This window comes from Rossellomorea marisflavi (assembly GCF_009806575.1).
Taxonomy (GTDB): Bacteria; Bacillota; Bacilli; order Bacillales; family Bacillaceae_B; genus Rossellomorea; species Rossellomorea marisflavi_A.
This window is the reverse complement of the sequence record NZ_CP047095.1, coordinates 594,334-617,441: the sequence shown is the minus strand read 5'-3', so window position 1 is coordinate 617,441 and position 23,108 is coordinate 594,334. Positions and strand designations below refer to the sequence as shown.

Here is a 23,108-nt window from a genome sequence, read left to right as displayed (position 1 = left end):
GCATTCGACTGATTTTTCCGTCTAAATGAAATACCATGGGGTCATCACACAGAAAAGCCTGAGCTGCTGCGGCTCAGGCTGATGGATCAAACGGTTTGTTGCTGGGTTTGGGCTGCATAGTGTACAGCGATCTCCGCACCCACCTCGGCATTGTGCTTCACAAGGGCGATATTGGCTGTAAGGCTCTTGCCTTCAGTAAGCTCTTTTACCTTCCCAAGAAGGAATGGCGTACTGTCTTTACCCTTGATGTGCTGTTCTTCCGCTTCTTTCAACGCATTTTCGATCATAGCCGTGATCTCCGCTTCATCCATGGCATGCTCTTCAGGGATCGGATTGGCAATGACCACCCCTCCGTTCAAGCCGATTTCCCACTTGGCCTTTAATACGCCCGCTGTTTCTTCAGGGGTATCGACCTTGTAGTTTACATCGAACTCACTGGATCGAGTGTAGAATGCAGGTAGCTTGGCAGTGCCAAAGCCCAGTACCGGTACACCTTTTGTCTCAAGGTATTCCATCGTCAATCCGATATCGAGGATCGATTTGGCACCTGCACATACGACTGCCACATTCGTCATGGACAGCTCTTCAAGGTCTGCGGAAATATCCATCGTCGTTTCGGCACCTCGATGGACCCCACCGATTCCTCCTGTCACGAAGACGGCAATCCCGGCAAGCTCGGCACAGATCATGGTCGCGGCAACCGTAGTCGCTCCATCTTTCTTCGATGCCAGGATATAAGGAAGGTCCCTTCGGCTCGCTTTGATGACATCCTTTGCCTGACCAAGATACTCCAATTCCTCATCGGACAGACCAATCTTGATTTTCCCATTCAGGATGGCAATGGTGGCCGGTACGGCACCCTTCTCCCGGATGATATCTTCTACTTCCCTTGCCATCTGCACGTTTTGTGGATACGGCATTCCGTGGGAAATGATCGTGGACTCGAGTGCCACGATTGCTTGTCCTGATTGACGCGCCTCTTGTACTTCTCTAGAAAACTCCAAATATGATGTCAAATCCATGATTTTCATTCCTCCGATTTAATTGAAATAACTGCTGAATTCTTCTTGCAGATTCCCCTGATTCAAGGTCGGGGAGACGGTAAAATGAGAACGGATCGTAATGGTGGAGCAGGAAACGCCGATCCGACAGGAACCGTCTGTATCAGAGCCTTTCAGATAGCCATAAATGATGCCTGCAACTAGTGCGTCCCCTGCCCCCGTCACATCAGCAACATCCACCTTAGGCGGCAGGATCGCACTTGCTTCCTGATAGGCCGTGTAGTAGATCAGACCCATCTCACCTCTCGTGATGACCACCCGTTCGGCTCCGCGCTGCGTGATGGCTTTGGCGGCTTTAAAGAAATCGCCCTCCGTTTCGATTTCCATGCCGAGATACATCTCGGCCTCTCCTTTATTGCAGATGAACCAGGTAACCCCTTCCAATGATTCGGGAAGATGCTTCACTTTGGGAGCAGATACCGGGATGATCGTCAACGGTACCCCTTCTGATGCACATCGTCTGATGATGTATTCAATCACATCAGGCGGGAAGTTCGTATCCAGCATCACCATCTCCGATGACCCGATGACGGCCCACCGCTTTTCAATGAACGGAATATCGATCTTCTCATAGATATTCATGTCTGCGAGGGCAAACATCATCTCCCCATCTACATCCAGGATGGCCGAATAGGTACCCGTTGCTTCACTCAGCCTCTGGGAAGCGGATATGTCGACATGCGTCTTCGTTTGATCGAGGATCCAGCTTCCTTCCGTGTCCTCCCCGACTACAGTCACAAGGTTGACTTCACTTCCAAGCCTGCCCAGATTCTCAGCGATATTCCTGGCCACGCCGCCTGTCGTTTGTTCTGTTGTTGCGGGGTTGGACGTTTCAGGAATCATCCGGTCGATGAACTGAAATTTCCGGTCTACATTGGCACCTCCGATACAGGTGATACCTTTTCTTCTTGGAAGTACGTAGGCACGTCCAAGAATCTTTCCTTGCTTCATGAGACTCGATATATGACCTGCCACGGCCGATCGGGACATATTGCTCCGCTCGGATATTTCCTGCTGGGTCATGAAAGGATTCTCTTCTATGTAGGTAAGCAAAAGCTTCTCTTTTTCGTTCACTCACTCCACCCCTATAAAAAAATGTAACATTTGTTAATATTTTAAACTTTTGTCCAAAAATAAACAAGTCTGAATTTAAATATATTTTTTAAAATATAGAATTAAGGGAATAAAGGCACGACTCATGCGTTTATTTCCACAACAAGAAAAGGGGTTTATGTTCTTTATACCGCTCATGATTTCCGTGCAAGACTTCGCTTTCCACGGGTAACCCGTGAGCCTCCTCGGCATGCCTGAGGGGGTCTCCAATCAGCTACCCTTCCCGCAGGAGTCTGCGTCTTGCACTCCAATCAACCGCTGGAAACAATAAAATCGTCATGGTCATGGAACAAATAAAAAAGCGAATTCATTTGCCTGATCCTAGGCAAATGAATTCGCTTTTTACTATGACCAAAACACTTATGTCCCAGCCTCTTTGAAAATGGGTTATCATTCTCTATTAAAGTGCTTTTTTCGCATCCTCAATCATATGTTTCATGGATTGAAGACCTCCTCCTGACAGGTACCATTCTGCTCCGTTCAGGTAAATGATATGGTCGTTTTCAAAGGCTTCCGTCTTTTTGACAAGATCATTTTCAAACGATTCCTTGATGCTTGCTTTCGGGTCGAATGCCGCGTCCCGGTCGATGACGAACAGAATACCAGGGTTCTGCTCCTTCACATATTCATAGGTCACCTTTTGACCGTGTGTAGATTTCTCGATTCCATCATCAGCTGGTTTGAATCCGAAGACGTCATGGATGATCCCGAAACGGGACTCCGGTCCGAATGCGCTGATGTCCTCTGAACTTCCCATGATCACAAGGGCGTTGGAATCGAGGGACTCCGTTTCTTCTTGGATGCTTTTCACTTCTTTATCGACCTCTGCAAGCTCCTTCTTCATTTCATCCTGTTTGTTGAAGATCTTCGCAATGGTGTTCATATTGCTTTTGAATGAATTTACATAATCCGTGCTGTCCACAGGGATATACACTGTCGGGGCAATCTCGGCGAATTCATCGTAAAGGTCCGCCTGACGCGCCGAAATGAAGATCACATCGGGCTTCAAGGAATGAATGGCTTCGAAATCGGGTTCCTTCAGACTGCCGACATTGGTGTAATCGGAGTTTTTATAGTCCTCAAGGTACGGAGGGACAGCCGCTTGCGGGACACCATCCACTTTAATGCCAAGTTCATCAAGCGTATCAAGGACACCGAAGTCGAACACGACGACTTTATCCGGATTTTCTTTTACTTTCGCTTCTCCCAGTTCGTGTTTAATGGTGATTGTCTTGTCGTCCGATGCAGCCGAAGAGGAGGATTCTTCTTTCTTTCCGCATGCCCCCAGTAAAAGTAAGATTGCCAGTGTTAAAGCAAGGAATGTCCATTTTTTCATGATTGATTTCTCTCCTTTTATATGTTTTTTTATGAATTGAAGTACACGCAGATCCTGCAGTTGTCCATCTGTTGGACGGGTATGTCCATATCATAGATTTCCTTCAGGGAGTGCGTCTGGATGATCGACTGTGTCGGTCCCTCCTTGACGACTGCCCCTTCCTTCATGGCCACGATCCGGTCGGAATAGACCGAAGCGAAATTAATATCGTGGAGGACGATGAGAACCGTCTTCCCCAGTTCATCCACCAGCTTTCGGAGGATCTTCATGATCTGCACAGAATGCTTCATATCAAGGTTATTAAGCGGCTCATCGAGCAGGATATAATCCGTGTCCTGGGCGATGACCATGGCGATGAACGCCCGCTGTTTCTGACCTCCCGACAATTCCTCGAGATATTGATCCTGAAGCTCTTTCAGATTCATATACTCAATGGATTGCTGAACCACCTTTTCATCTTCTTCCGTCAGCCTCCCCTTTGAATAGGGGAAGCGGCCAAATGAGACGAGCTCTTTGATCGTTAAGCGCACATTCAGGAAATTGGACTGTTTCAGGATGGCCACCCGTTTCGCCATATCATTCGATTTGATCTTTTTACTATCATGCTGATCGATGATGACTTCCCCGCTATCGGAATCCAGGAGTCTGCTCACCATGGAAAGCAGGGTGGATTTCCCGGCACCGTTCGGACCGATGAACGAAGTGATCTGACCCTTTTGAATCGTGACCGACACGTCGGCCACCACTTTTTTCTTCCCATACTTCTTCGACAATCCCCTGATCTCGATCATGATGACTTCGCCTCCTTCAATAATAGATAGATAAAGTAGAGCCCTCCGATAAAGTTCACGATGACACTGAGGGTCGTAGAAAACGTAAAGATCCGTTCCACGAGCCACTGACCGCCCACCAGGGCAATGACGCTGATGATTGCGGCACCTGCGATAAGGATGCCGTGGCGGTACGTCTTGAACATCTGGTAGCTGAGATTGGCCACGATAAGTCCGAAAAAGGTGATGGGACCCACCAGTGCCGTCGAGACGGCAATCAGGATCGATGATAGGACGAGCATACGTCTCACGACTTTGTCGTACGGGATCCCCAGATTGATCGACGTTTCCCTGCCCAGCGACACAACGTCAAGTTCAGCCATTTGCCTCCACCCATAGATCAACACAAGGATAATGACGCCTCCCGCCACCCAAACGAGGTCGGAACTGATATTGTTGAAGCTTGCAAACATCTTATCTTGCACACTCAGGAATTCATTCGGATCGATCAGGACCTGAAGAAATGAGGATATACTCTGGAAAAACGTCCCGAGTATGATACCGATGAGAAGCAGGAAGTAGATCGGCTGCTTGCTCCCTTTGAACATGAGCTGATAGAGCAGCAGAGCAAACACGATCATGGCTGCGATGGATAGAAAGAAATTCGCGTTCTTACTGACCATCAGGTAGTGACTCGATCCCAAGAAGAAGATCATGATCGTCTGTAGCAGCATGTAGAGGGAATCAAGTCCCATGATGCTTGGGGTGAGAATCTTGTTATGGGTGATTGTCTGGAACACCACGGTGGAATAGGCAATGGCTACACCCGTCAGGATCATGGCTAGCGTCTTCATCCCCCTTCGCGGCAGGGCATACTCATAGCTGCCATTCAGCCCGTAAAATAGGTAAGCCCCTATTGCCACAAGGGCAGCGACCGTCAATAGCGTCAGTTTTGTCCGATTACTCATATCCCTTCCTCCTTAAAAGCATGTAGAGGAAGATCCCACTTCCAATGACCCCTACCATCAGACTGATGGAGATTTCATACGGGAAAATAATGACCCTTCCGAGGATATCGCAGACGAGAAGAAAAATCGCTCCCAGGATGGCCGTATGAGGCAGCGTTTTCTGGAGGTGATCCCCCTTGAACAGGGAGACGATATTCGGGACGATGAGCCCGAGGAATGGAATCATCCCCACCGTCAGAATCACGACCACCGTAACGAGTGATGTAAGGATCAACCCGATGTTCACGATGCTCCTGTAGGACATCCCCAGATTCTTCGAAAACTCCTCTCCCATTCCCGCAACCGTAAAGCGATTGGCGAAGAGGTAGGCAAGTAATATGACCGGTACACTTATGTATAGAAGCTCGTATCTTCCCTTCATAATGAGGGAGAAATCTCCTTGCAGCCATGAAGACATATTCTGGATGAGGTTCGCCTTGTAGGCGAAAAAAGTCGTGACCGACGACAGGACATTCCCAAGCATCAGCCCCACCAAGGGAATGAAGACAGCATCCTTGAACTTGATCCGGTCAAGGATCTGCATGAACAGGAATGTGCCCGCCATGGCAAAGGCAAACGCCACAAGAAGCTTCTCCATCGTGGATGCCTCGACGAAAATGATCATCGATACAAGGATCCCGAGCCTTGTCGCATCCATTGTCCCCGCCGTGGTCGGAGATACAAACTTAGTCCGGCTCAGGCTCTGCATGATGAGACCGGCAATGCTCATCCCCGCTCCCGCCAGTAGGATCGCCACAAGCCTCGGCAGCCTGCTGACCAGGAACACTTCCACCTCATCGGTCCTTCCGCTGAGTAAATCTGCCGGCGAGATGCTGCTCACTCCGACAAATAAAGAAAGGGCTGAGAGGAGGATCAGTAAAATCAGTAAATATCTTTTTTTCAGTAGCACGATCATGTCATACCCTCAATCTTTCCTTTCACTTAATTGCAATTGAAAATCATTATCATTTGTATAACAACCATATTACAAGAGGGGTTGATAGACTGTCAACGACTAATTGAAAATGATTATCATTATTAGTGGTACTATTTTCTTATTGATATTTTTAATAGAGATTGGCTATTTAGTGGGGATTGATAGAATGGGGATTGTTTCTTTTCGCTGCAGGCGCTTGCTTTCCTGTGTGCAGGACGTCGAGCCTCCTCGTACCTGCGGGGTCTCGCCGCTCTTTTCTGCTGGAGTCAAGCGCCTTCCGCTTCAATACACTCTTCGATTCTTAAGGGGATGGGTGGGTCAGGGTACATATGCAGCTCTTAGTTAATGGGACTTACCTGTGCTATAAGAACTTAAAAGAATGGTAGGAATATACCTGCTGAAACATCAACCCCATAACCCTCTTCCATTCCGCAGCGGAACGGAACGACCCACGTTGCCTATGATCATTGGTCATTGACTCCACACAAACAAGTTGGTGGATCCATCTCCACTGGACCACGAACCCATAGCCCCCTCCCCTATCACAGAGTGAAGTGCAGCGGAGGGAGTCCGACTCCTACGGGAATAGCGCGCAGGTGAGACCCCGCAAGAATGAGGAGGCTCACCGCAAGCCCCGTGGAAAGCGGGCTCCCGCAGCGGAACGGAACGAGCCACATTGCATATGATCATTGGTCAAAAACTCCTTCCATCCGCAGTGGAACAGATAACCGGCATAGAAATCAGAACGCACAAAAAAAGACCCCGTATCAAAACGGGGTCATATCATCAAGAAGCTTTCTTCCCTTTCGTTTTCCCAACATCCTTCAAATAATACTGATCCGACGTAAAGAACTCTGTCGTGAGTCTTCTCACCTCTTTACTCAGAAGAAGCACAGCAATGATATTGGGCAGCAGTACCGCCGCAAGTGCGAGGTCAAGGAACTGCCAGATCGTCTGGGCTGCACCGACCGAACCGAGAATGATCCCGGCCACATACACAACCTTGAACGCCTGTCCGAATTTATGCCCAAACAGGAATTCCGCCTGCTTCGCCCCATAAAAGACGATGACGATGATTGTCGAGAGGACGAAGAAGATCAAGGAAAGTGTCACCAAAATCCCTCCGAAATCCCCAAAGTATTGAGAAAATGCCTGCGTTGTCAAAGCGGATGGATCATCCATGGCATTCTCACCCGTCCACACACCAGATGAAATGACAACAAATGCTGTTGCCGTACAAACAATCATCGTATCGATGACAATCCCGATGATCGACCATAAACCTTGTCTGACCGGGTGATCCGTCTGAGCAGCGGCATGGGCGATGGGAGCTGTTCCGAGTCCTGCTTCATTGGAATAGAGTCCACGGGCAAATCCCCAGCGGATGGTTTCCGCAATGGCTGCACCAGCAAATCCGCCCATCGCGGACATAGGCTGGAACGCATTGGAGAAAATCAGTTTAAAGAATTCAGGTACGGCACCGAGATTCATGAATAAAATCACAATGGCACCACCGACGTAGAAGAGCGCCATGAAGGGTACGAAGATTTCCGTTACCTTCCCGATCCGCTTGATTCCTCCGAATACGATGAGTAGAACGATCGCTGCAACGATGACACCCGTTATCCAGCCGTCTATGTTGAAGGTTTCCTGAACGGTTGAAGACACGGCATTTCCCTGTACCATGACGCTAGGGATCAATTCGATCATCAGGGCAAAAGCAAACCAGGTTCCCAGCCACTTCATGTTGAGTCCCTTTGTCATATAATACATTGGACCTCCGACGAACTCACCCTGTTCATTCTTTTCCCTGTACCGTACGGCAAGGACGCTTTCCGAAAACTTCAGGGCCATTCCGATCATGGCGATGACCCACATCCAGAAGACCGCGCCGGGTCCGCCGAACATGATTGCTGCCGGGACGCCGACGATATTGGCTGCACCGATGGTGGATGACAGGGCCGATGTCAGGGCCTGAAGGGGTGTGACCGTCCCTTCGCCTTTTGGTTTTTTAAATACACTTCCGATTGTTTGCTTGAATATGTAGAGTGGGTGCCGAAACTGGATGAAACCCAACAGAATCGTCAAATACAATCCTGTTAGTCCCAATATGGCTATGAGGGGCGGACCCCACAGCCACTCCGATATCTTCCCTACCCAATCCAGAAAACCTTCCATTCTCATCTCTCCTTTAAGTTAGCCGCGAAAAAAAGTGCTATGAACGTTATGTATAGTGCGGCTTCCTAGTGATGGAACTTTTCCCTGAATTGAACAAGGTAAACATGAAAAGGAATCAATCTTGGTTTTCTTACTCTTTATCCGTGCGCAGATAACCCGGTACGAATAAACCTCCACCCAGGAAGAGGATAACAGAAATCACACGAATGACGTCATAGTATTCGCTGCCTTTAAAAAATGAAACATTGACCACCAGCCCGATTGCCCCGAGTAACACAATGATGAAACCGATCCACCTTTTGAACATGTAATTCCCAGCCTTTCCTATTTTGGATACCTTCGTTTTACCACTTACTTAATGTTACGGTATTGCGTTCTTCCTTTCAATTCCTTGTTCGGTAGCTACCTTCCGAAGGTTATGAACGTGGTTATGATTAGTTAACCAGCGTGCCATTAATTCCTTTTGCCTCTCTTTCAGATCATTGAATGGCTCTTCCACTGCTTCAACTTTGCAAAATTTAGAATCGAATACTTCCGCACCCTGTATTTTTTTATATCCTCCGAACCCCATATCATCATTAAGCAGCCAGACCACCCGGCTAATATTGGAAAATAATATTCCGCCAGTGCACATCGGACAAGGCTCCAAAGAGGTATACATCGTAAAATGTTCGCGATTCACTTTAGCCTTGAATATGGATTCGCCTGCGTTCCGGATCGCCTCCATTTCAGCGTGCGCTGTTGCATCCTTTCGCGTATGGACCCGATTGCGTCCTGTTGCAACGATTTTCCCATCTCCATCCACAATCACTGCACCAACCGGATACGTATTCTCTTCCAATGCTTGTGATGCTTCTTGCAGTGCAAGTTCCAGGGAACATCGATCTTTTTCACTATCCATTTGCCCCGTCCTTTCTTGACTCCCTTTTATAAAAAATGGTAATTTTTATAAAATCAGTTTATCATACCCCAAATACATTTGTTGAATATTTCCTTTTCACAACTCGAATCCCATTCTTCAAACATAAAAACCGCAAGCACCAGGCTTGCGGTTCGAATTCTTATTATTCCTGCGTCACCCTCGGCAACACCAGTACTTCTACGCGACGATTTTTCCCCCGACCCTCTGCTGTCGAGTTGTCGGCAATGGGTTCGAATTCCCCGAACCCTTTGGCGCTGAACCATTCCGGTTCGAGGTTCGGATTTTCCAGGAGGATCTTCATGAAGTTCACGGCGCGCATGACGCTCAGCTCCCAGTTCGAATCATAGTTGGCCGTGCGGATCGGTACGTTATCTGTGTGCCCGCTGATGATGATATTCCGGGGTGGATTCATCACGAGCAAGGAGGAAAGCTCTTTTGCCACATCCTGATCATTCCTCTCCACTTCAGCAGAACCTGAAGAAAAGAGGACGTTATCCCTAATCGTCAGCAGCAGACCTTCATCCGTCAGTTTCGTGACAAACTGAAGCTGCAGGTTATTGGTTTTGATGTACTGATTAATCTTTTCCTGTACTTCACGCAGTTCTTCCTGATCTTGAAGAAAGGCTTGTTTCTTGATATCTTCTTTGTCCACTGGTTTTTCTTCTTCTTTCTTGTCAGCAGCAGCTCCCTGCTTTTCCTTCTGATCACTTGAATCTTGAGGGGCGACAGGACTTGGGTAATCCATCATGCCGGTTCCGCCCTTAAAGATTTCGCTGAACACCTGGGATAATTCCTGGAATTTCTGTGCATCCACCGAACTCGAGGCATAGAGAACGATGAAAAGCGCCACAAGCAGGGTCAGAAGATCAGAGTAAGGCAGCAGCCAGGATTCGTCGATATGATCATCTTCCCGCTTTTTCTTACGCCGTCTCATCTTCTTCCTCCTTCATCAGGTTATACCGGTCTTTTGCAGGCAGATAGGAAGCCAGTTTCTGCTCGATGATCCGCGGTGACTCCCCTTCAATGATCGAGAGGATCCCCTCCACCGTCATCATTTTCAATTGGGATTCACGTTTCGATTTGCGCTTCAGTTTATTGGCGAACGGATGCCAAAGCACGTAACCCGTGAAGATCCCGAGGAGGGTCGCCACGAATGCGGCTGAGATTGCATGCCCCAATTCTTCCGTATTGTCCATATGACTGAGTGCGGCAATCAAGCCGATGACGGCTCCGAGAACCCCTAGGGTAGGAGCATATGTGCCTGCTTGTGAGAAAATCTGTGCACCCGCGCTATGACGCTCTTCCATGGCATCGATCTCTTCGTGAAGGACATCCCTTATGTAATCCCCCGTCTGACCGTCTATGGCAAGGGAAAGACCGTCCCTTAAGAACCGGTCATCGAGTTCCTGGATCCTTGCTTCCAATGCAAGCAGGCCTTCCTTCCTGGCAAGGTCCGCCATCTCAGAGAAAAAGGCGATGATTTCTTTCGGGTCCTGGACATTCTGTTCTTTAAAAAGGATCCCGAACAGCTTTGGTACTTTCTTGATTTCATACGTGGGAAAGGCTATGACCACGGAAGCCACGGTCCCCAACAGGATGATAAGGATGGCCGCAGGGTTGATGAGTGCCATGAGGCTAACCCCTTTGAAGACCATTCCGACTCCGATTGCAACCAATCCAAGTATGACACCTATAAATGACGTTTTATCCATCTGATCGCTCCACCTTATTCAACATAGTCTACTCCTAATATCGGACCCGTTTTACTTTTTTTGAGTAGGAATCCACTACTATTCATTTCTTGGCTGAGCGGAAGCGTTCTATGATAAACTAAGAGCAATGAATCAACAAAGGATGTGTCATCTTGAAACGTCGAATCATTACGATCCTGGCCATCATGGTTCTTGTCGCCATCGCGGCAAACTGGATGGTCACTACACAATACTCAGAACTGGCAGGAAGGGAACGTGCCCTGCTCATCGTTGGCGGTGCCCTGCTCTCCGGCGTCATCTCCCTTTTCCTGTTCCGGCCCGACGAACCGCGTAAATAAACAAAAAAGCATGAAGGAAAGGGTCCCGTTCCCTTTCCTTCATGCTTTTTCTCAGCCCATCAGCTTATCTTCAATGGAGCGCTGGTAGTCCTTGAATACAGATGAATTCGTCTTCACCCGCTTTTTCGACAGCATGGCATTGTACTTGAGCACCTTTTCATTCAGGTCCTTCTGGAGCGCCTTGGCTTCTGTATCATCTTCACATGTCCTCATCAGATCCTCGATCCTCATCATCTCCCGCTTCAGTCCCGCCTCTTCCGTTGAGTACCCGGCATTCTTCATCATCCGATGGGCCATCTTCAACTCTTCGGGAATCCCGGCATCATCATTCAGATCCATCGGTTTCCCGAAACCCGGAAGTTCATTGAACTCTCCATCTTCATAGGCCTTCCTGATCCGCTGCTCTGACATCAACGTTGAAAAATCCATTCCCATCCCTCCTTACTACCAGTATAGTCCATATTCACCTGAAGACTCATCCTCCATGCGACGATTCCTTGACATATTTCCACCCTGCGAAGTAAAAACTATCCTCATCCATCCATAAGGAGTGAAGAATATGTCACGCGGAAAAGCATACGAATCAAAGAAAAAAGGCCATCCCGGGAACTTCCCAAATGGCGGAGAAGAGAAACCACATTCTGAAAAACCGGCGGGCGATGAAGAATATATCGTGACGCAGGAAGCGTTCAAGAACAGGGTAGATCAGGACGAACATCGTCTCTGATCATGAAGAAAGGGTTCCGGTACCGGAACCCTTTTGTCTTATGAATGCGTTTTTTCTACTTCTTCCACACCCGCGAGATCAAGGCCGGGTCCGAAGAATTCATAATGGATCTTGGCTACTGGTACTCCGAGTTGTTTCAACCTCTCTATTACAGCCTTCATGAACATTACAGGACCGCATACATAATAGTCTGCCCCATCATCCTCCAAGTGCTCTTCCGATAGAGACAGGGTCCCATATACAAAGGAACACTTCGCGTCGGGGTGACCTTGAATCACTCTTTCCACTTCTGCTTTGAAAGGCTGGACCGCTTCATTCCGGGACGCATGGATGAAAGAGACCGTTCTCGACGGCTGATTCCTGAAGGTTGTTTCAAGCATGCTCATCATCGGGGTGATTCCGACTCCGCCGCTTATCAACACAAGAGGGGTGTTCTCGTCATTCAAGACAAAATCTCCTGCCGGCGCGCTTACTTCAAGCACCTCTCCTTCCTTGAACTGATCATGGAGATAGGCAGACACTGTGCCTTTCCCCTCCCTTTTTACTGAGATGCGGAAAAAGTTCGGATGGTGGGAACTTGAAAGGCTGTATTGGCGAATATGGGAATAGGTTTCTCCTGGGATGTTCAGGCGTACGGATATATATTGTCCTGCATCATAGCCCGGCACCTCTCCTCCATCTGCCGGCTCAAGATAGAACGAAGTGATCACGTCGCTTTCCCTCACCTTTTTAGCCACGATGAAAGACTTGAAATCAGCAAATCCGGCTCTCTGATTCCGGACCTGCTCATATAATTCCTTTTCCACTCCTATGAATGCATCAGCTATAACTCCGTAAGCATCCGCCCAGGCCGAGATGATGTCTTCCGTTGCAGCGTCACCAAGGACTTGTTTGATGGCCCGGAGCAGGTGTTCTCCCACAATCGGATAGTGCTCGGCCCTGACGCCGAGGCTCCTATGTTTGTGACCGATCTGCTTGACGACGGAGAGAATGGTGTGAAGCTGATCGATGTTAAGGGCTGCTGCGTAGACGGCGTTCGCCAGGGCGGTTTGCTGACGCCCCTGTTTTTGATTGGTGTGGTTGAAGATATGGAGAAGTTCAGGGTGGTCGGTAAATAGATTCTTATAAAATACAGTGGTGATGTCGATGCCTCTTGCTTCCAGGATCGGTGCGGTTGATTTTACGATGTCAATGGTTCTTTGAGATAACATATCCTTCACCTCTAAAGATATATTTTTAATACATCTTTATGATATGCCTGCGACCCATTAAAAACAATATACAAAATACTCCTTTAACAAAACATTCACATTTAGACACGCAGGCATTCACTTTTGTATAATGAGTCCAAGGGAACGGAAGGGTGAGAGAGATGAAACTAACTTTATATACAGATTACTCACTGCGCGTGCTGATCTTTTTGGCATCTAAACCATCGGATGAACTCTCGAATATAAAAGAAATCGCAGATGCCTATAGCATTTCAAAAAACCACCTCATGAAGGTGACCTACGAGCTCGGCAAGATGGGCGTCATCGAGACGATCCGCGGACGGAACGGCGGGATCAAGCTTGCCCAATCCCCGCAGGATATCAATATCGGAACAATCGTCCGGAAGACAGAAGAGGACTTCCACCTTGTGGAGTGCTTCGATGCCGCTAACAACTCCTGCATCATTACGCCTGTATGCGGGCTTAAGCATGTACTGGGAAAGGCTTTGAATGCCTATCTCTCGGTTCTCGACGAATATACACTGAATGACATTGTCAGGAATCCGATGGATTATCGCTTCCTCTTCCAGGAGACCAGCGAACCTGATCCGTCTAAATGAAAGATGAGCCATCCCACATCACGTCTGGGAAGGCTCTTTTTCATCATGAAAAGAAAAGGACGCTTTCCCCCTTTCCATCAGCTTTTCAACTATCCTGCACTCCTTTTGCACATACTATATTCAGTCGAAACATTTGCAAACCGGGACAGCACTGATAAAATAAGAATGTAAGTGAACATTCTGAAAAAAAGGGGATACATACACATGTCAAATTTCAACCAATATCTCGACAAATACGCAAGTCTTGCCGTTGAAGTCGGGGTCAATATCCAAAAAGATCAGACTCTTGTCATCAATACGTCCATTGATGCAGCTGAATTCGTCCGTGTTATCGTCAAGAAGGCATACGAAAAAGGCGCGAAGCATGTCTACGTGGAATGGGGCGATGACGTTGTTGCCCGTACCAAATATGAGCTTGCACCAGATGAAGCATTCAAGGAATTCCCGTTCTGGCGTGCCGGTCAGGTGGAAGGCCTTGCAGAAAGCGGAGCTGCCTTCATGAGCGTTGTTTCATCCAGTCCGGACCTATTGAAAGGCGTGGATCCCGAACGTATCTCCAACTTCCAGCGTGCTGCCGGGGAAGCCATGTCCAAATACCGCCAGTACATCCAGTCGGACAAGGTCAGCTGGTGCGTACTCGCGGCACCTTCCAAGGAATGGGCTGCCAAGGTATTCCCGGATGCTCCTGAAGAGGAGCAGGTCGACCTGCTTTGGAATGCAATCTTCAAGGCTGTCCGTGCCGATCAGGCAGATCCCGTACAAGCATGGAAGGATCACGATGCCAACCTTCATGAGAAGGTCGAATACCTTAACGGGAAGAACTATCACAAGCTTCACTACACAGCTCCAGGCACCGATTTGACCATCGAGCTTCCGAAAGGCCATCTTTGGGTCGGAGCCGGTAGTGTGAATGAAGAAGGACATACGTTCATGGCCAACATGCCGACGGAGGAAGTGTTCACCGTTCCACTGAAAACAGGGGTAAACGGCACAGTGGCAAGCACGAAGCCGTTGAGCTATGGAGGAAATGTCATCGATAAGTTCTCCGTCACCTTTGAAAACGGTCGGATCGTCGATGTGAAAGCTGAAGAAGGTGAAGACATCCTGAAGCGTCTTGTAGACACGGATGAAGGTTCACACTACCTTGGGGAAGTCGCACTGGTTCCTCACCAATCACCGATTTCACAGTCCAATGTACTATTCTACAATACGCTGTTCGATGAGAACGCGTCCAACCACCTTGCCATCGGCAGCGCTTATGCATTCTGTATCAAAGGCGGCAAGAAAATGAGCAAAGAAGAGCTCGAAAAAAATGGATTGAACAACAGCATCACCCACGTCGACTTCATGATCGGATCCGATAAAATGAATATCGACGGAATCAAAGAAGACGGTTCCTCAGAACCGGTCTTCCGCAACGGCGGATGGGCGTTCTGATCTGTTTTCCTCAAGCCTGTGCATCTCACTGATGCACAGGCTTTTTCATGAAAAAGATGAACATTATGGAAATCTTTGTGGTATTATAAAACCGATTGTTCCACAAAGGAGGTTTACTTATGTTTAAACGGGTTTCACTTATGATCCTTACACTTGTAACGGCCGTCGCATGCATCTTGGTCGCTGCTTTACATCCGACAGGCCCGAATACGGTTTCCTATGATGAGCCATTGGGTGTGTGGCTGTCGATCGGCCTGACGGTGTTGCTGTTCATCCCGCTCCTCGCGCTCTCGTTCTTTGGCAACCGGATCGTGAGGATCATCTCATCGATCATCCAGATCCCTGTGGTCATCTCGTTTCTGGGGATCATCCCTATCTCTTTCTTTTTTTCAAAAAGCATCGGGATGGGCCTGCTTGCTCTCTTCGGAGTGATCGTCAGCATCGCAAGCATCGTGGTCACCCTGAAGACCGGTCGATCCAGGGAAATAGCTTCCTAGTTCAACGTAGAAATGAGCACACGTACCGAGTGAACACCTCAGGTTCTTCAATATCGGGAAAATGAGCGCTTTTTGACAGGATGGTCAATGCACTATGCTGCAACCGGTCGTGAATGAGGCTGGCTACAGGAATTCCAGTGTTGCGGTCAAACGCACCAACCAATATGAGAGCAGGATGAGGAATGTCCGATAGGCGCTCTTCAAGCGACGGACGGGAGGTATCATTCTCCAGCGCCCTCATCATAAGGCCGGTGTTGATAAGGGCGCTTTCCTCCCAACACTTCCGATTCATCGCAGCGAGCGATGGATCCTGGAAGAGGAGCTTGTCCACCAGTGTTGTATCCGCATGATCCCAAAGGCCCCGATACGCCTCTTCAATTGTGGCATCAGAACGGATTCCGGGTGCTCCCACCGATACAAACCCTGATATCTGTACAAGCTTTTGAAGAGGGGATTGCATCATGCTCGGCGCAGAAAGAACGAGCCGATTCACGGTATTGGGAAGAGTATAGGCAATCTCCAGTGCAAGCTCTGCACCGAAGGAATAACCGAGCAAATCGACCTTTTCCCATCCGAGCAATCGATGCAGTCCTTTAAAATCCTCCACAAGATCGGCGATTCTGTAGTCTCCATCATCCTCAGGTTTATCCGTCCTTCCGCATCCCCTTTGCTCGTAATAAATAATGGTACGCTCCTTTGCGATCATGGAACCTGCTTTTCGTTCAAACACGTAGTGGTTCCCTCCAGGACCTCCATGGATTACGACTATGGGCATTGTATCTCTCTCGCGCCCCTCCACTTTCACCCAATGGGATAGTCCATTACTCATTACCTTGTACTCACCGTTTTCTTTAAACATCCCCCTGCCTCCATTCTCCCACCATATGTCCTGCCGATTGTGGCATTTCTCATATTCTCCCATATTGTACCATCTCCTTGATTGAACGGGTACGTACGTTTTTTTTCTACCAGAAGTCCCTCTTCTTCATAACGCTTGGTGAGGGCCACGGCAGCCATGACGGCGCCTGCTACCTGGGCATAGCTTCCGAATGTGGTCACGGGCAGTCCTGTCTCTTCGTCCCCTTTGATGATAAGTACCTCCCCGATGCCTTCAATGATACATCCAAGAGCCTGGATCGTATTCCCCGAGACAAGCAGGTCAATATAGGGACCTTCCAATAATGTCGCACCGTATGCTTCAAGTCCTGCCCCCACCGCCTGGATCACATCACCCTTCACGTCCAGAATGAGACCCTCTTCCTCTTCACCGGCGAGCTGCAATTCTGCCGCCACTACGTTGGCCGCGTTCCCGCCTCCTTGAATCCAGTCTCCGGCAATACGTAAACGCTCGCCCTCCGTCCCGTCGAACACGCGTAACGATGCAGCCCCCTGGATTCCATTACCTGCTGCCTCAAAGCCATTTCCTATGGAAACAAGCCGGAAGCCCCGTTGTTCCCCTTTCAGGATCGCAGTCTCCCCCACAGCCGCAATGACCGTCCCTGCGACCTGGATCCACGCACCCGTCAAGATATTCTCATAATGGTTCAAACGAGACGCCCCCTCCATGCTCCTATGATAGTATATTCACCCTTTTGAAAAACGACTTTGGACGATTGGAATCCTCAGAAACCGAGCCCCTTCACCAGGTGTTTCAAAAAAGAAAAAATATACAATCAATTCAAAAAATCTATCTTGTTTCTTTCTACGGTGCGGGCTATGATTATCTAGTTCACCCATCCACCTTCATGAGGGGAGGAATCATACATGAGAATCAGGGATTGGGATCGGAATTTAAAAGTTCGTTTATTCGGGGAAGCGGCAATCAACATCACATTTTGGATGTTCTTCCCGTTTCTGACGATATATTTTACGGAAGCATTCGGCAAGCAGACAGCCGGACTGCTCCTCGTGTTGTCCCAGGTGTTTGCCGTAGGGGCCAACTTGATGGGCGGGTACTGCGCAGATCGATTCGGAAGGAAGCGAATGATGGTCATTTCTGCATTCGGCCAAGGGGCCGGTTTCCTCGTCTTCGGCCTTGCCAGTTCACCCTGGCTAGATTCTGCTTTGATCGGATTCATCTGCTTCAGCCTCGTCGGGATCTTCGGTTCCTTTTACTGGCCCGCCAGCCAGGCCATGGTGGCCGATGTCGTGGAAGAGAAAGACCGGAGTCATGTTTTCGCCGTCTTTTATACCTCCATCAATATTGCGGTCGTCGTCGGACCGATCCTCGGCGGGATCTTCTATGTGAATTACCGGTTTGAACTCCTGCTTGCCGCAGGCTTGATATGCGTGATGCTATCCATCCTGCTGGCGAAGATGACAAGGGAAACGGCACCTCGGGATGCCGCCAAGCTGAAGGTCACGGCAGGCAGGAATCAGGCTTGGTATCATGCCATCACCGATCAATTCAAGGATTATGGGGTCATTATGAAAGACAGGACGTTCCTGTTGTTCATCGTGGCCGGTATCCTTGTCGGGCAAACCTTTATGCAGCTCGATCTGCTGCTTCCTGTCTACATAAAGGACGTCGTGGATAATGTGACCCTCTTCTCGATCGGGGATTGGTCATTGACTCTTGTGGGAGAGCAGGTATTCGGTTTGATCCTATCGGAAAACGGGCTCCTCGTCGCACTGTTGACGGTTGTCGTCACCCGGTTCATTACCAGGTTTAAAGAACGGAATGTGTTCATCCTTTCATCCATCGTCTATGCAATCGCCATCTTTATCTTCGGTATGACGAGCTCGGTCTGGGTCTTCATCTTCGCCATGGCCATCTTCACCTTTGCCGAATTGATGACGGCAGGGATCCAGCAGACCTTTGTTTCAAAGTTGGCACCTGATCATATGCGGGGACAATATTTTGCTGCGGCCAGCCTCCGGTATACCATTGCCCGGACGATTGCCCCCTTGTCCATCACCTTGAGCCTTTACATCGGCTATGATTGGACCTTTGCCATCCTCTCCCTGCTCGCACTCGGAAGCGGAGGCATCTTCTACTTCATGTTCAAACGGTTTGATGAAAAGCAGGAAGAAGTTAAGGCTCCCATAGAATAAATCCGTAGGGAATGGTCCTCTGTGATCATTCCTCTTTAGGTTATTTGAGCAGGTCATCCCCATCTTCCCCTTTTATTTTTTCAGAAAATGCCGAATTCCATTTACCCCCTTTTTCACAGAAAACATGGATGTTAGAATAAGCAACTGTAATTAAGAATCACGGCTCAAAACCCGAGCCGGTCCGAGATTCCAACCATACAACGAAAGGATGTTTTTTCAATGCATGTAGGAAGCAAAGGCTGGTACGTGGAAGAACTAAAAAAAGCAGGCGTTCGACGCTACGAGGAACGTAAAGTCGAAGCCTATAAAAAACATGTTCTTGCAAACCTGCTTGAACGCACAAAATAACAACCACCAGACGGAGCCAACAGGGTTCCGTCTTTTTTCATGAAGACGCCGTACGAACCCTTTCGACAAGGTCGTGATATACTCTTCTATAGGGGAGCCTTTTCCCAGTAAACCATGTTTCAAAAAGCAGGTTTTGAGGAAACATAATAGAATGGCAATCCATACCAAGAGGTGAACTTCATTGAGAGAGAAAAAAACGATGAAAGAAACAAAAACAATCAAGACGGCCCATGTCCTCCCGCCCGATACGAACCATCACGGGACGATGTTCGGCGGTAAATTAATGGCCTATATAGACGACGTGGCTTCCATAGCGGCCGCCAAGCATGCCAGGAAACCGGTTGTCACGGCATCGACGGATTCCGTCGACTTCCTTCAGCCGATCAAGGTCGGTGACGCTGTCACGTTGGAAGCGATGGTCACCTATACCGGGAAGAGCTCCATGGAAATCTGCGTGAAGGTGACATCGGAAGAACTCCTTACAGGCAAAACGAACGTCGCAGCCATCTCCTTCCTTACCTTCGTCGCAATCGAAGGCGGTAAGCCTGCCGTCATTCCTGAAGTCGTACCTGAATCAGAAGAAGAAATATGGCTCAACGAAACCGCCCAGAACCGCGCAGAGCACCGAAAAGCACGAAAAATGCACAGCCAGGAGCTTGCCGAGTTCTTCAGAAAAGCATATTAAAATTAAAAGATGCCAAGATTCGGCATCTTTTTTTATTTTCCTCAAGAGCCCTTCAAAATCCTCTCCCCTTCTCCGATAATACTGTGGGACACATTGTCCGAGCACTAATACGATATGGAGGGACCATTCCTTGAAAAAAATCATCATGATTCTTCTTACCCTTGTGGTGATGTCCGGCTGTTCAGCCGTTACGAAAAGCACTTCATCACCAGAGCCTTACAGCGTTGGAATCCTTTTATCCGACAGCGGTCTCGGTGACGATTCATTCAACGACCTTGCATTCAACGGCCTTGAGCGTGCACGCGATGAACTCGGGATTATTTTTGATTATGCCGAGGCACCAGATGGCAATATGGAAGGGGCACTCGAAGAACTCATCAACCAGAAACATGATTTGATCATCGGTCTCGGGTTTTCTGTCCAAGAAGCGCTCGAAATCGAGGCAAAAAAACATCCAAAACAGGCATTCCTTTTGATTGACGCCACTTCAGATCTTGAAAATGTCACATCAGTCACATTTAAAGAACACGAGGGCAGCTTCCTGGTCGGGATGGTCGCAGCCATGACGTCCAAAACAGGCACAGTGAGCTTCATCGGAGGCGAAGATGCGCCGGTCATCCATAAATTCCAATCTGGATTCGAGCAGGGTGCCCGCTACGCAAAATCTGACATTAACATCCTTACAGGTTACACGAACAGCTTCAATGATCTCAACGCCGGGGAAAAACTCGCAGGGGATCAAATCAAAAAGAAAAGCGATTTTATCTATGCAGCAGCTGGAATGTCTGGAATCGGTTCTTTAAAGACCGCACAAGCGAAAGGGGTCTTTTCAGCCGGTGTAGATGCCGATCAGTTCTTTATAGCTGAAAAATCCGTCGCTACATCCATGATGAAAAATGTCGATATCGCCATTTTCAGTTTCATCGACGATACACTAAATGAAAAAAAGCAGACATCATCTGCGTACGAACTCGGTCTCAGTGAGAATGGTGTCGGCCTCGCTCAAATCAGGATCGTCAACCTAAAGCCTGATCAAATGAAGAAGCTGGATGAAGCAAAGGAAAAAATCATCTCAGGAGACATCGATGTTGAAGCTCCATAACCAACAGCTAAGGAGAGCACGTTATCATGAGAATTAAAAATCGTTTAACCATCATAGGGCTCATCCCTCTCATCTTATCCATGTTGATCATCGGCTACATCGTGTCCCAGCTGATCGACATGCATACGTCTGCGAAGGATGACGTCAACACCCTCGTCCGGACAGAGCAATTAAAAGGCGATATGGTCGCCCTCCAGCAGACCCTGTCCTATTACGCCTCCACCCCATCTGAAGAAAATCGTCAAATCCTTGAGAATGCCATGAAGACGACTACGACCCGGGTGGATACGTTAAAGAAGAGAATGGTCACTACCGAGCAGAAACGCTATATGAATACCCTGGAAATCAAGTACACACAGCTGAAAAACAAAACGGAAAAAGCCATCGAGGAGCGGAACCCGGCTGAAATCAGACGGCAATCCTCCAGGATATCAGGGCCGCTAAATGACCTCTACCTCTTGAACATCGAAACCAACAAGTGGTATGACGGCATCCTTGAAGCCAACAAGCAAAAAATCACGTTCACGATCTGGACGACCGTGATCGGTTTCCTCATTGTCGTCATTGTTTCCCTTACAAGTTCTGCGATCCTCACAAGAAGGATCACGAGGCCGATCAACAAAATGGTCCGGAATGCCCAGCGCATGGCCGAAGGGGATCTGACTGGAAACATCGGAGAAATACAAGATAAAAAGAGTAAGTTCGAGGTCGATCAGCTGCAAACGGCCTTCCATCACATGATGCTGAACCTGAGGGAAACGGTGCAATCGGTGCAGGTAGCCGGGGACAATCTTGAATCCTTCACACACGAGGTACGCTCTCAGATGACGAACCTTGCCGAAAGTGCCAGTCAAGTGGCCGTATCCACAGAAGAACTGGCAAAAGGCAGCCAGTCCATTTCAGAAGATATCCAATCGACCGCTTCCCTTATGGCAACCATGGGGGATGAATTCAGTAAAAACGTGAAGCAGAGCACAGCTTCTGCAGCGGATGGACGCTTGGCCCTTGCCTCAGTTGATCACGGCAGAGAATCACTTCAGAAACAACAAGGGTACGCAAGATCCATATCAGAATCATCCGATGTGATCCTGCAAGCTGTGGAATCCTTCGCCACCTACACGGCCAAGATCGAACAGGCGTCCCACGCCGTCAGGGACATTGCAGAACAGACCAACCTCCTTGCCCTGAATGCCGCCATTGAAGCAGCAAGGGCCGGGGAAGCGGGCAGGGGCTTCTCCGTAGTGGCAGAAGAAGTCCGGAAGCTCGCGGAGGATTCAGCCGTCGCAACGGATGGAATCAACCGCATGGTCGGCAATATCCAAAAAGGCGTCACGGGCATCATGGAAGCCTCGCGCAAAGGACAGGAACTTTCCAATCAGCAGGTCACTTCCATGACGGTCACCGAGGATGCCTTCCAGGAAATTTCCCTGAAAGTATCCGCCATCCACGAGAGCCTCGAAGTCTTGGAGAATGATATGAACGCCTCCCATGAACGGACGGAGGAAGTCGCCTCCGCCATTGAAAACATTTCGGCAATCACGGAAGAAACGGCAGCCGGTACAGAAGAGATCTCTTCCTCCACCGAAGAGCAGCTCCGGTACTTCGAACACATGACAAAACGCATCGAACAACTGAATGAAATGACGGAAGAAATGAAGAGAAAACTGGAACGATTCACTCTATGATTCTTTCATGCCGGTATGAGGTTGGCACAAAAACAAAAAATGCGAACATGATCAGTATAGAATCTTTATATCGCTCATGATTTCCGTGCAAGACTTCGCTTTCCGCGGGTAGCCCGTGAGCCTCCTCGGCAGGCCTTCTCACATCAGCTACTCTTCCCGCAGGAGTCTTCGTCTTGCACTCCAATCAACCGCTGGTCATGGTCATGAATCAAATTAAAAACCCGATTTCTTTTGCCTTATCCTAGGTAAAGGAATTCGGGTTTCACTATGACGAAAACACTTTTGTCCCAGCCTCTCTCTTTTTTCATTTATCCCCCCTACGAAACGACCGGGAAGGATTCCCCACGTCTGAAAACCCTTTAAACTAC

The 23,108-nt window shown here is 48.6% G+C and carries 25 protein-coding genes; 10 read left to right on the top strand and 15 right to left on the bottom strand.

Annotated features, from left to right (window positions below):
* Window positions 1–86: 86 nt before the first annotated feature.
* The 11 genes from D5E69_RS03155 to motA all read right to left on the bottom strand — a co-directional run bounded on the left by D5E69_RS03155 (window position 87) and on the right by motA (window position 11,036).
* Window positions 87–1,022 carry a pseudouridine-5'-phosphate glycosidase gene (locus D5E69_RS03155; RefSeq protein WP_048006822.1) on the bottom strand — a complete coding sequence of 312 codons (936 nt, stop codon included), beginning with the start codon at window positions 1,020–1,022 and terminating at the stop codon, window positions 87–89.
* An 18-nt stretch (window positions 1,023–1,040) separates the two neighbouring features.
* Window positions 1,041–2,135 carry a carbohydrate kinase gene (locus D5E69_RS03150; RefSeq protein ID WP_053071998.1) on the bottom strand — a complete coding sequence of 365 codons (1,095 nt, stop codon included), beginning with the start codon at window positions 2,133–2,135 and terminating at the stop codon, window positions 1,041–1,043.
* Between the two features lie 439 nt (window positions 2,136–2,574).
* Window positions 2,575–3,510 carry a siderophore ABC transporter substrate-binding protein gene (locus D5E69_RS03145; RefSeq protein WP_048012243.1) on the bottom strand — a complete coding sequence of 312 codons (936 nt, stop codon included), beginning with the start codon at window positions 3,508–3,510 and terminating at the stop codon, window positions 2,575–2,577.
* Window positions 3,511–3,539: 29 nt separating this feature from the next.
* Window positions 3,540–4,301, bottom strand: a complete 762-nt coding sequence (locus D5E69_RS03140; RefSeq protein WP_048006820.1) for an iron ABC transporter ATP-binding protein — start codon at window positions 4,299–4,301, stop codon at window positions 3,540–3,542.
* The gene (locus D5E69_RS03135; protein WP_048006819.1) at window positions 4,298–5,248 is read right to left on the bottom strand and encodes an iron chelate uptake ABC transporter family permease subunit; all 951 of its coding nucleotides are present in this window, start codon (window positions 5,246–5,248) and stop codon (window positions 4,298–4,300) included. Before D5E69_RS03135 ends, D5E69_RS03140 begins: the two co-directional genes overlap by 4 nt.
* A complete protein-coding gene (locus D5E69_RS03130; protein WP_159130313.1) occupies window positions 5,241–6,191 on the bottom strand; it encodes an ABC transporter permease in 951 nt (316 codons plus the stop codon). The genes D5E69_RS03135 and D5E69_RS03130 overlap by 8 nt, the downstream gene beginning before the upstream one ends.
* An 819-nt stretch (window positions 6,192–7,010) precedes the next feature.
* Window positions 7,011–8,402, bottom strand: coding sequence for an alanine/glycine:cation symporter family protein (locus D5E69_RS03125; protein ID WP_048006818.1), 1,392 nt, complete (start codon window positions 8,400–8,402; stop codon window positions 7,011–7,013).
* A 130-nt stretch (window positions 8,403–8,532) separates the two neighbouring features.
* Window positions 8,533–8,709, bottom strand: a complete 177-nt coding sequence (locus D5E69_RS03120) for a hypothetical protein (RefSeq protein ID WP_159129160.1) — start codon at window positions 8,707–8,709, stop codon at window positions 8,533–8,535.
* Between the two features lie 54 nt (window positions 8,710–8,763).
* Entirely contained in the window at window positions 8,764–9,303 is a 540-nt protein-coding gene (locus tag D5E69_RS03115; protein WP_148797134.1) for a nucleoside deaminase, read from the bottom strand.
* Between the two features lie 163 nt (window positions 9,304–9,466).
* A complete protein-coding gene (gene motB, locus D5E69_RS03110; protein WP_048012240.1) occupies window positions 9,467–10,258 on the bottom strand; it encodes a flagellar motor protein MotB in 792 nt (263 codons plus the stop codon).
* Entirely contained in the window at window positions 10,245–11,036 is a 792-nt protein-coding gene (gene motA, locus D5E69_RS03105) for a flagellar motor stator protein MotA (protein WP_048006816.1), read from the bottom strand. Before motA ends, motB begins: the two co-directional genes overlap by 14 nt.
* A gap of 152 nt (window positions 11,037–11,188) precedes the next feature.
* Between motA and D5E69_RS03100 the strand changes: the two genes are divergently transcribed.
* Window positions 11,189–11,374, top strand: a complete 186-nt coding sequence (locus D5E69_RS03100) for a hypothetical protein (protein WP_048006815.1) — start codon at window positions 11,189–11,191, stop codon at window positions 11,372–11,374.
* A gap of 51 nt (window positions 11,375–11,425) precedes the next feature.
* Here D5E69_RS03100 and D5E69_RS03095 read toward each other — a convergent pair whose 3' ends face one another.
* Complete coding sequence (locus D5E69_RS03095; RefSeq protein ID WP_048006814.1) at window positions 11,426–11,803, bottom strand: DnaJ family domain-containing protein; 378 nt, start codon at window positions 11,801–11,803, stop codon at window positions 11,426–11,428.
* 130 nt (window positions 11,804–11,933) lie between these two features.
* Here D5E69_RS03095 and D5E69_RS23335 point away from each other — a divergent pair, with 130 nt between their 5' ends.
* Complete coding sequence (locus D5E69_RS23335; RefSeq protein WP_197084330.1) at window positions 11,934–12,101, top strand: hypothetical protein; 168 nt, start codon at window positions 11,934–11,936, stop codon at window positions 12,099–12,101.
* 38 nt (window positions 12,102–12,139) lie between these two features.
* Here D5E69_RS23335 and hmpA read toward each other — a convergent pair whose 3' ends face one another.
* Complete coding sequence (gene hmpA, locus D5E69_RS03090; protein ID WP_063191776.1) at window positions 12,140–13,312, bottom strand: NO-inducible flavohemoprotein; 1,173 nt, start codon at window positions 13,310–13,312, stop codon at window positions 12,140–12,142.
* Window positions 13,313–13,473: 161 nt separating this feature from the next.
* Here hmpA and D5E69_RS03085 point away from each other — a divergent pair, with 161 nt between their 5' ends.
* The 3 genes from D5E69_RS03085 to D5E69_RS03075 all read left to right on the top strand — a co-directional run bounded on the left by D5E69_RS03085 (window position 13,474) and on the right by D5E69_RS03075 (window position 15,866).
* A complete protein-coding gene (locus tag D5E69_RS03085) occupies window positions 13,474–13,932 on the top strand; it encodes an RrF2 family transcriptional regulator (RefSeq protein WP_048006812.1) in 459 nt (152 codons plus the stop codon).
* Window positions 13,933–14,136: 204 nt separating this feature from the next.
* Window positions 14,137–15,369, top strand: a complete 1,233-nt coding sequence (locus D5E69_RS03080; protein ID WP_063191774.1) for an aminopeptidase — start codon at window positions 14,137–14,139, stop codon at window positions 15,367–15,369.
* 119 nt (window positions 15,370–15,488) lie between these two features.
* Window positions 15,489–15,866, top strand: coding sequence for a hypothetical protein (locus tag D5E69_RS03075; RefSeq protein ID WP_048006810.1), 378 nt, complete (start codon window positions 15,489–15,491; stop codon window positions 15,864–15,866).
* Between the two features lies 1 nt (window position 15,867).
* On the opposite strand, the gene D5E69_RS03070 is transcribed toward D5E69_RS03075, so the two are convergent.
* Entirely contained in the window at window positions 15,868–16,725 is an 858-nt protein-coding gene (locus D5E69_RS03070; RefSeq protein WP_063191773.1) for an alpha/beta fold hydrolase, read from the bottom strand.
* The gene (locus D5E69_RS03065) at window positions 16,695–17,414 is read right to left on the bottom strand and encodes a DUF6944 family repetitive protein (protein ID WP_048006808.1); all 720 of its coding nucleotides are present in this window, start codon (window positions 17,412–17,414) and stop codon (window positions 16,695–16,697) included. Before D5E69_RS03065 ends, D5E69_RS03070 begins: the two co-directional genes overlap by 31 nt.
* Before the next feature lie 216 nt (window positions 17,415–17,630).
* Here D5E69_RS03065 and D5E69_RS03060 point away from each other — a divergent pair, with 216 nt between their 5' ends.
* The 5 genes from D5E69_RS03060 (at window position 17,631) to D5E69_RS03040 (ending at window position 22,740) form a co-directional block, all read left to right on the top strand.
* The gene (locus tag D5E69_RS03060) at window positions 17,631–18,920 is read left to right on the top strand and encodes an MDR family MFS transporter (protein ID WP_048012234.1); all 1,290 of its coding nucleotides are present in this window, start codon (window positions 17,631–17,633) and stop codon (window positions 18,918–18,920) included.
* A 219-nt stretch (window positions 18,921–19,139) separates the two neighbouring features.
* Window positions 19,140–19,268: a YflJ family protein gene (locus tag D5E69_RS03055; RefSeq protein WP_082139377.1), complete on the top strand. Its 129-nt coding sequence runs from the start codon at window positions 19,140–19,142 to the stop codon at window positions 19,266–19,268.
* 181 nt (window positions 19,269–19,449) lie between these two features.
* Window positions 19,450–19,953 carry an acyl-CoA thioesterase gene (locus D5E69_RS03050; RefSeq protein WP_082139677.1) on the top strand — a complete coding sequence of 168 codons (504 nt, stop codon included), beginning with the start codon at window positions 19,450–19,452 and terminating at the stop codon, window positions 19,951–19,953.
* Between the two features lie 130 nt (window positions 19,954–20,083).
* The gene (locus tag D5E69_RS03045) at window positions 20,084–21,055 is read left to right on the top strand and encodes a BMP family lipoprotein (RefSeq protein WP_048012233.1); all 972 of its coding nucleotides are present in this window, start codon (window positions 20,084–20,086) and stop codon (window positions 21,053–21,055) included.
* Window positions 21,056–21,081: 26 nt separating this feature from the next.
* The gene (locus D5E69_RS03040) at window positions 21,082–22,740 is read left to right on the top strand and encodes a methyl-accepting chemotaxis protein (RefSeq protein ID WP_048014766.1); all 1,659 of its coding nucleotides are present in this window, start codon (window positions 21,082–21,084) and stop codon (window positions 22,738–22,740) included.
* The last annotated feature ends 368 nt before the right edge of the window (window positions 22,741–23,108 follow it).

Excerpts from the sequence above, each read along its gene's own strand:
- D5E69_RS03040 (WP_048014766.1), top strand. The coding sequence starts at position 21,082 with ATGAGAATTAAAAATCGTTTAACCATCATAGGGCTCATCCCTCTCATC.
- D5E69_RS23335 (WP_197084330.1), top strand. The coding sequence starts at position 11,934 with ATGTCACGCGGAAAAGCATACGAATCAAAGAAAAAAGGCCATCCCGGG.
- D5E69_RS03085 (WP_048006812.1), top strand. The coding sequence starts at position 13,474 with ATGAAACTAACTTTATATACAGATTACTCACTGCGCGTGCTGATCTTT.
- D5E69_RS03135 (WP_048006819.1), bottom strand. The coding sequence starts at position 5,248 with ATGAGTAATCGGACAAAACTGACGCTATTGACGGTCGCTGCCCTTGTG.
- D5E69_RS03120 (WP_159129160.1), bottom strand. The coding sequence starts at position 8,709 with ATGTTCAAAAGGTGGATCGGTTTCATCATTGTGTTACTCGGGGCAATC.
- D5E69_RS03055 (WP_082139377.1), top strand. The coding sequence starts at position 19,140 with ATGCATGTAGGAAGCAAAGGCTGGTACGTGGAAGAACTAAAAAAAGCA.
- D5E69_RS03145 (WP_048012243.1), bottom strand. The coding sequence starts at position 3,510 with ATGAAAAAATGGACATTCCTTGCTTTAACACTGGCAATCTTACTTTTA.
- D5E69_RS03080 (WP_063191774.1), top strand. The coding sequence starts at position 14,137 with ATGTCAAATTTCAACCAATATCTCGACAAATACGCAAGTCTTGCCGTT.
- D5E69_RS03140 (WP_048006820.1), bottom strand. The coding sequence starts at position 4,301 with ATGATCGAGATCAGGGGATTGTCGAAGAAGTATGGGAAGAAAAAAGTG.
- motB (WP_048012240.1), bottom strand. The coding sequence starts at position 10,258 with ATGAGACGGCGTAAGAAAAAGCGGGAAGATGATCATATCGACGAATCC.
- D5E69_RS03125 (WP_048006818.1), bottom strand. The coding sequence starts at position 8,402 with ATGGAAGGTTTTCTGGATTGGGTAGGGAAGATATCGGAGTGGCTGTGG.
- motA (WP_048006816.1), bottom strand. The coding sequence starts at position 11,036 with ATGGATAAAACGTCATTTATAGGTGTCATACTTGGATTGGTTGCAATC.
- D5E69_RS03095 (WP_048006814.1), bottom strand. The coding sequence starts at position 11,803 with ATGGATTTTTCAACGTTGATGTCAGAGCAGCGGATCAGGAAGGCCTAT.
- D5E69_RS03155 (WP_048006822.1), bottom strand. The coding sequence starts at position 1,022 with ATGGATTTGACATCATATTTGGAGTTTTCTAGAGAAGTACAAGAGGCG.
- D5E69_RS03115 (WP_148797134.1), bottom strand. The coding sequence starts at position 9,303 with ATGGATAGTGAAAAAGATCGATGTTCCCTGGAACTTGCACTGCAAGAA.
- hmpA (WP_063191776.1), bottom strand. The coding sequence starts at position 13,312 with ATGTTATCTCAAAGAACCATTGACATCGTAAAATCAACCGCACCGATC.
- D5E69_RS03060 (WP_048012234.1), top strand. The coding sequence starts at position 17,631 with ATGAGAATCAGGGATTGGGATCGGAATTTAAAAGTTCGTTTATTCGGG.
- D5E69_RS03070 (WP_063191773.1), bottom strand. The coding sequence starts at position 16,725 with ATGTTTAAAGAAAACGGTGAGTACAAGGTAATGAGTAATGGACTATCC.
- D5E69_RS03075 (WP_048006810.1), top strand. The coding sequence starts at position 15,489 with ATGTTTAAACGGGTTTCACTTATGATCCTTACACTTGTAACGGCCGTC.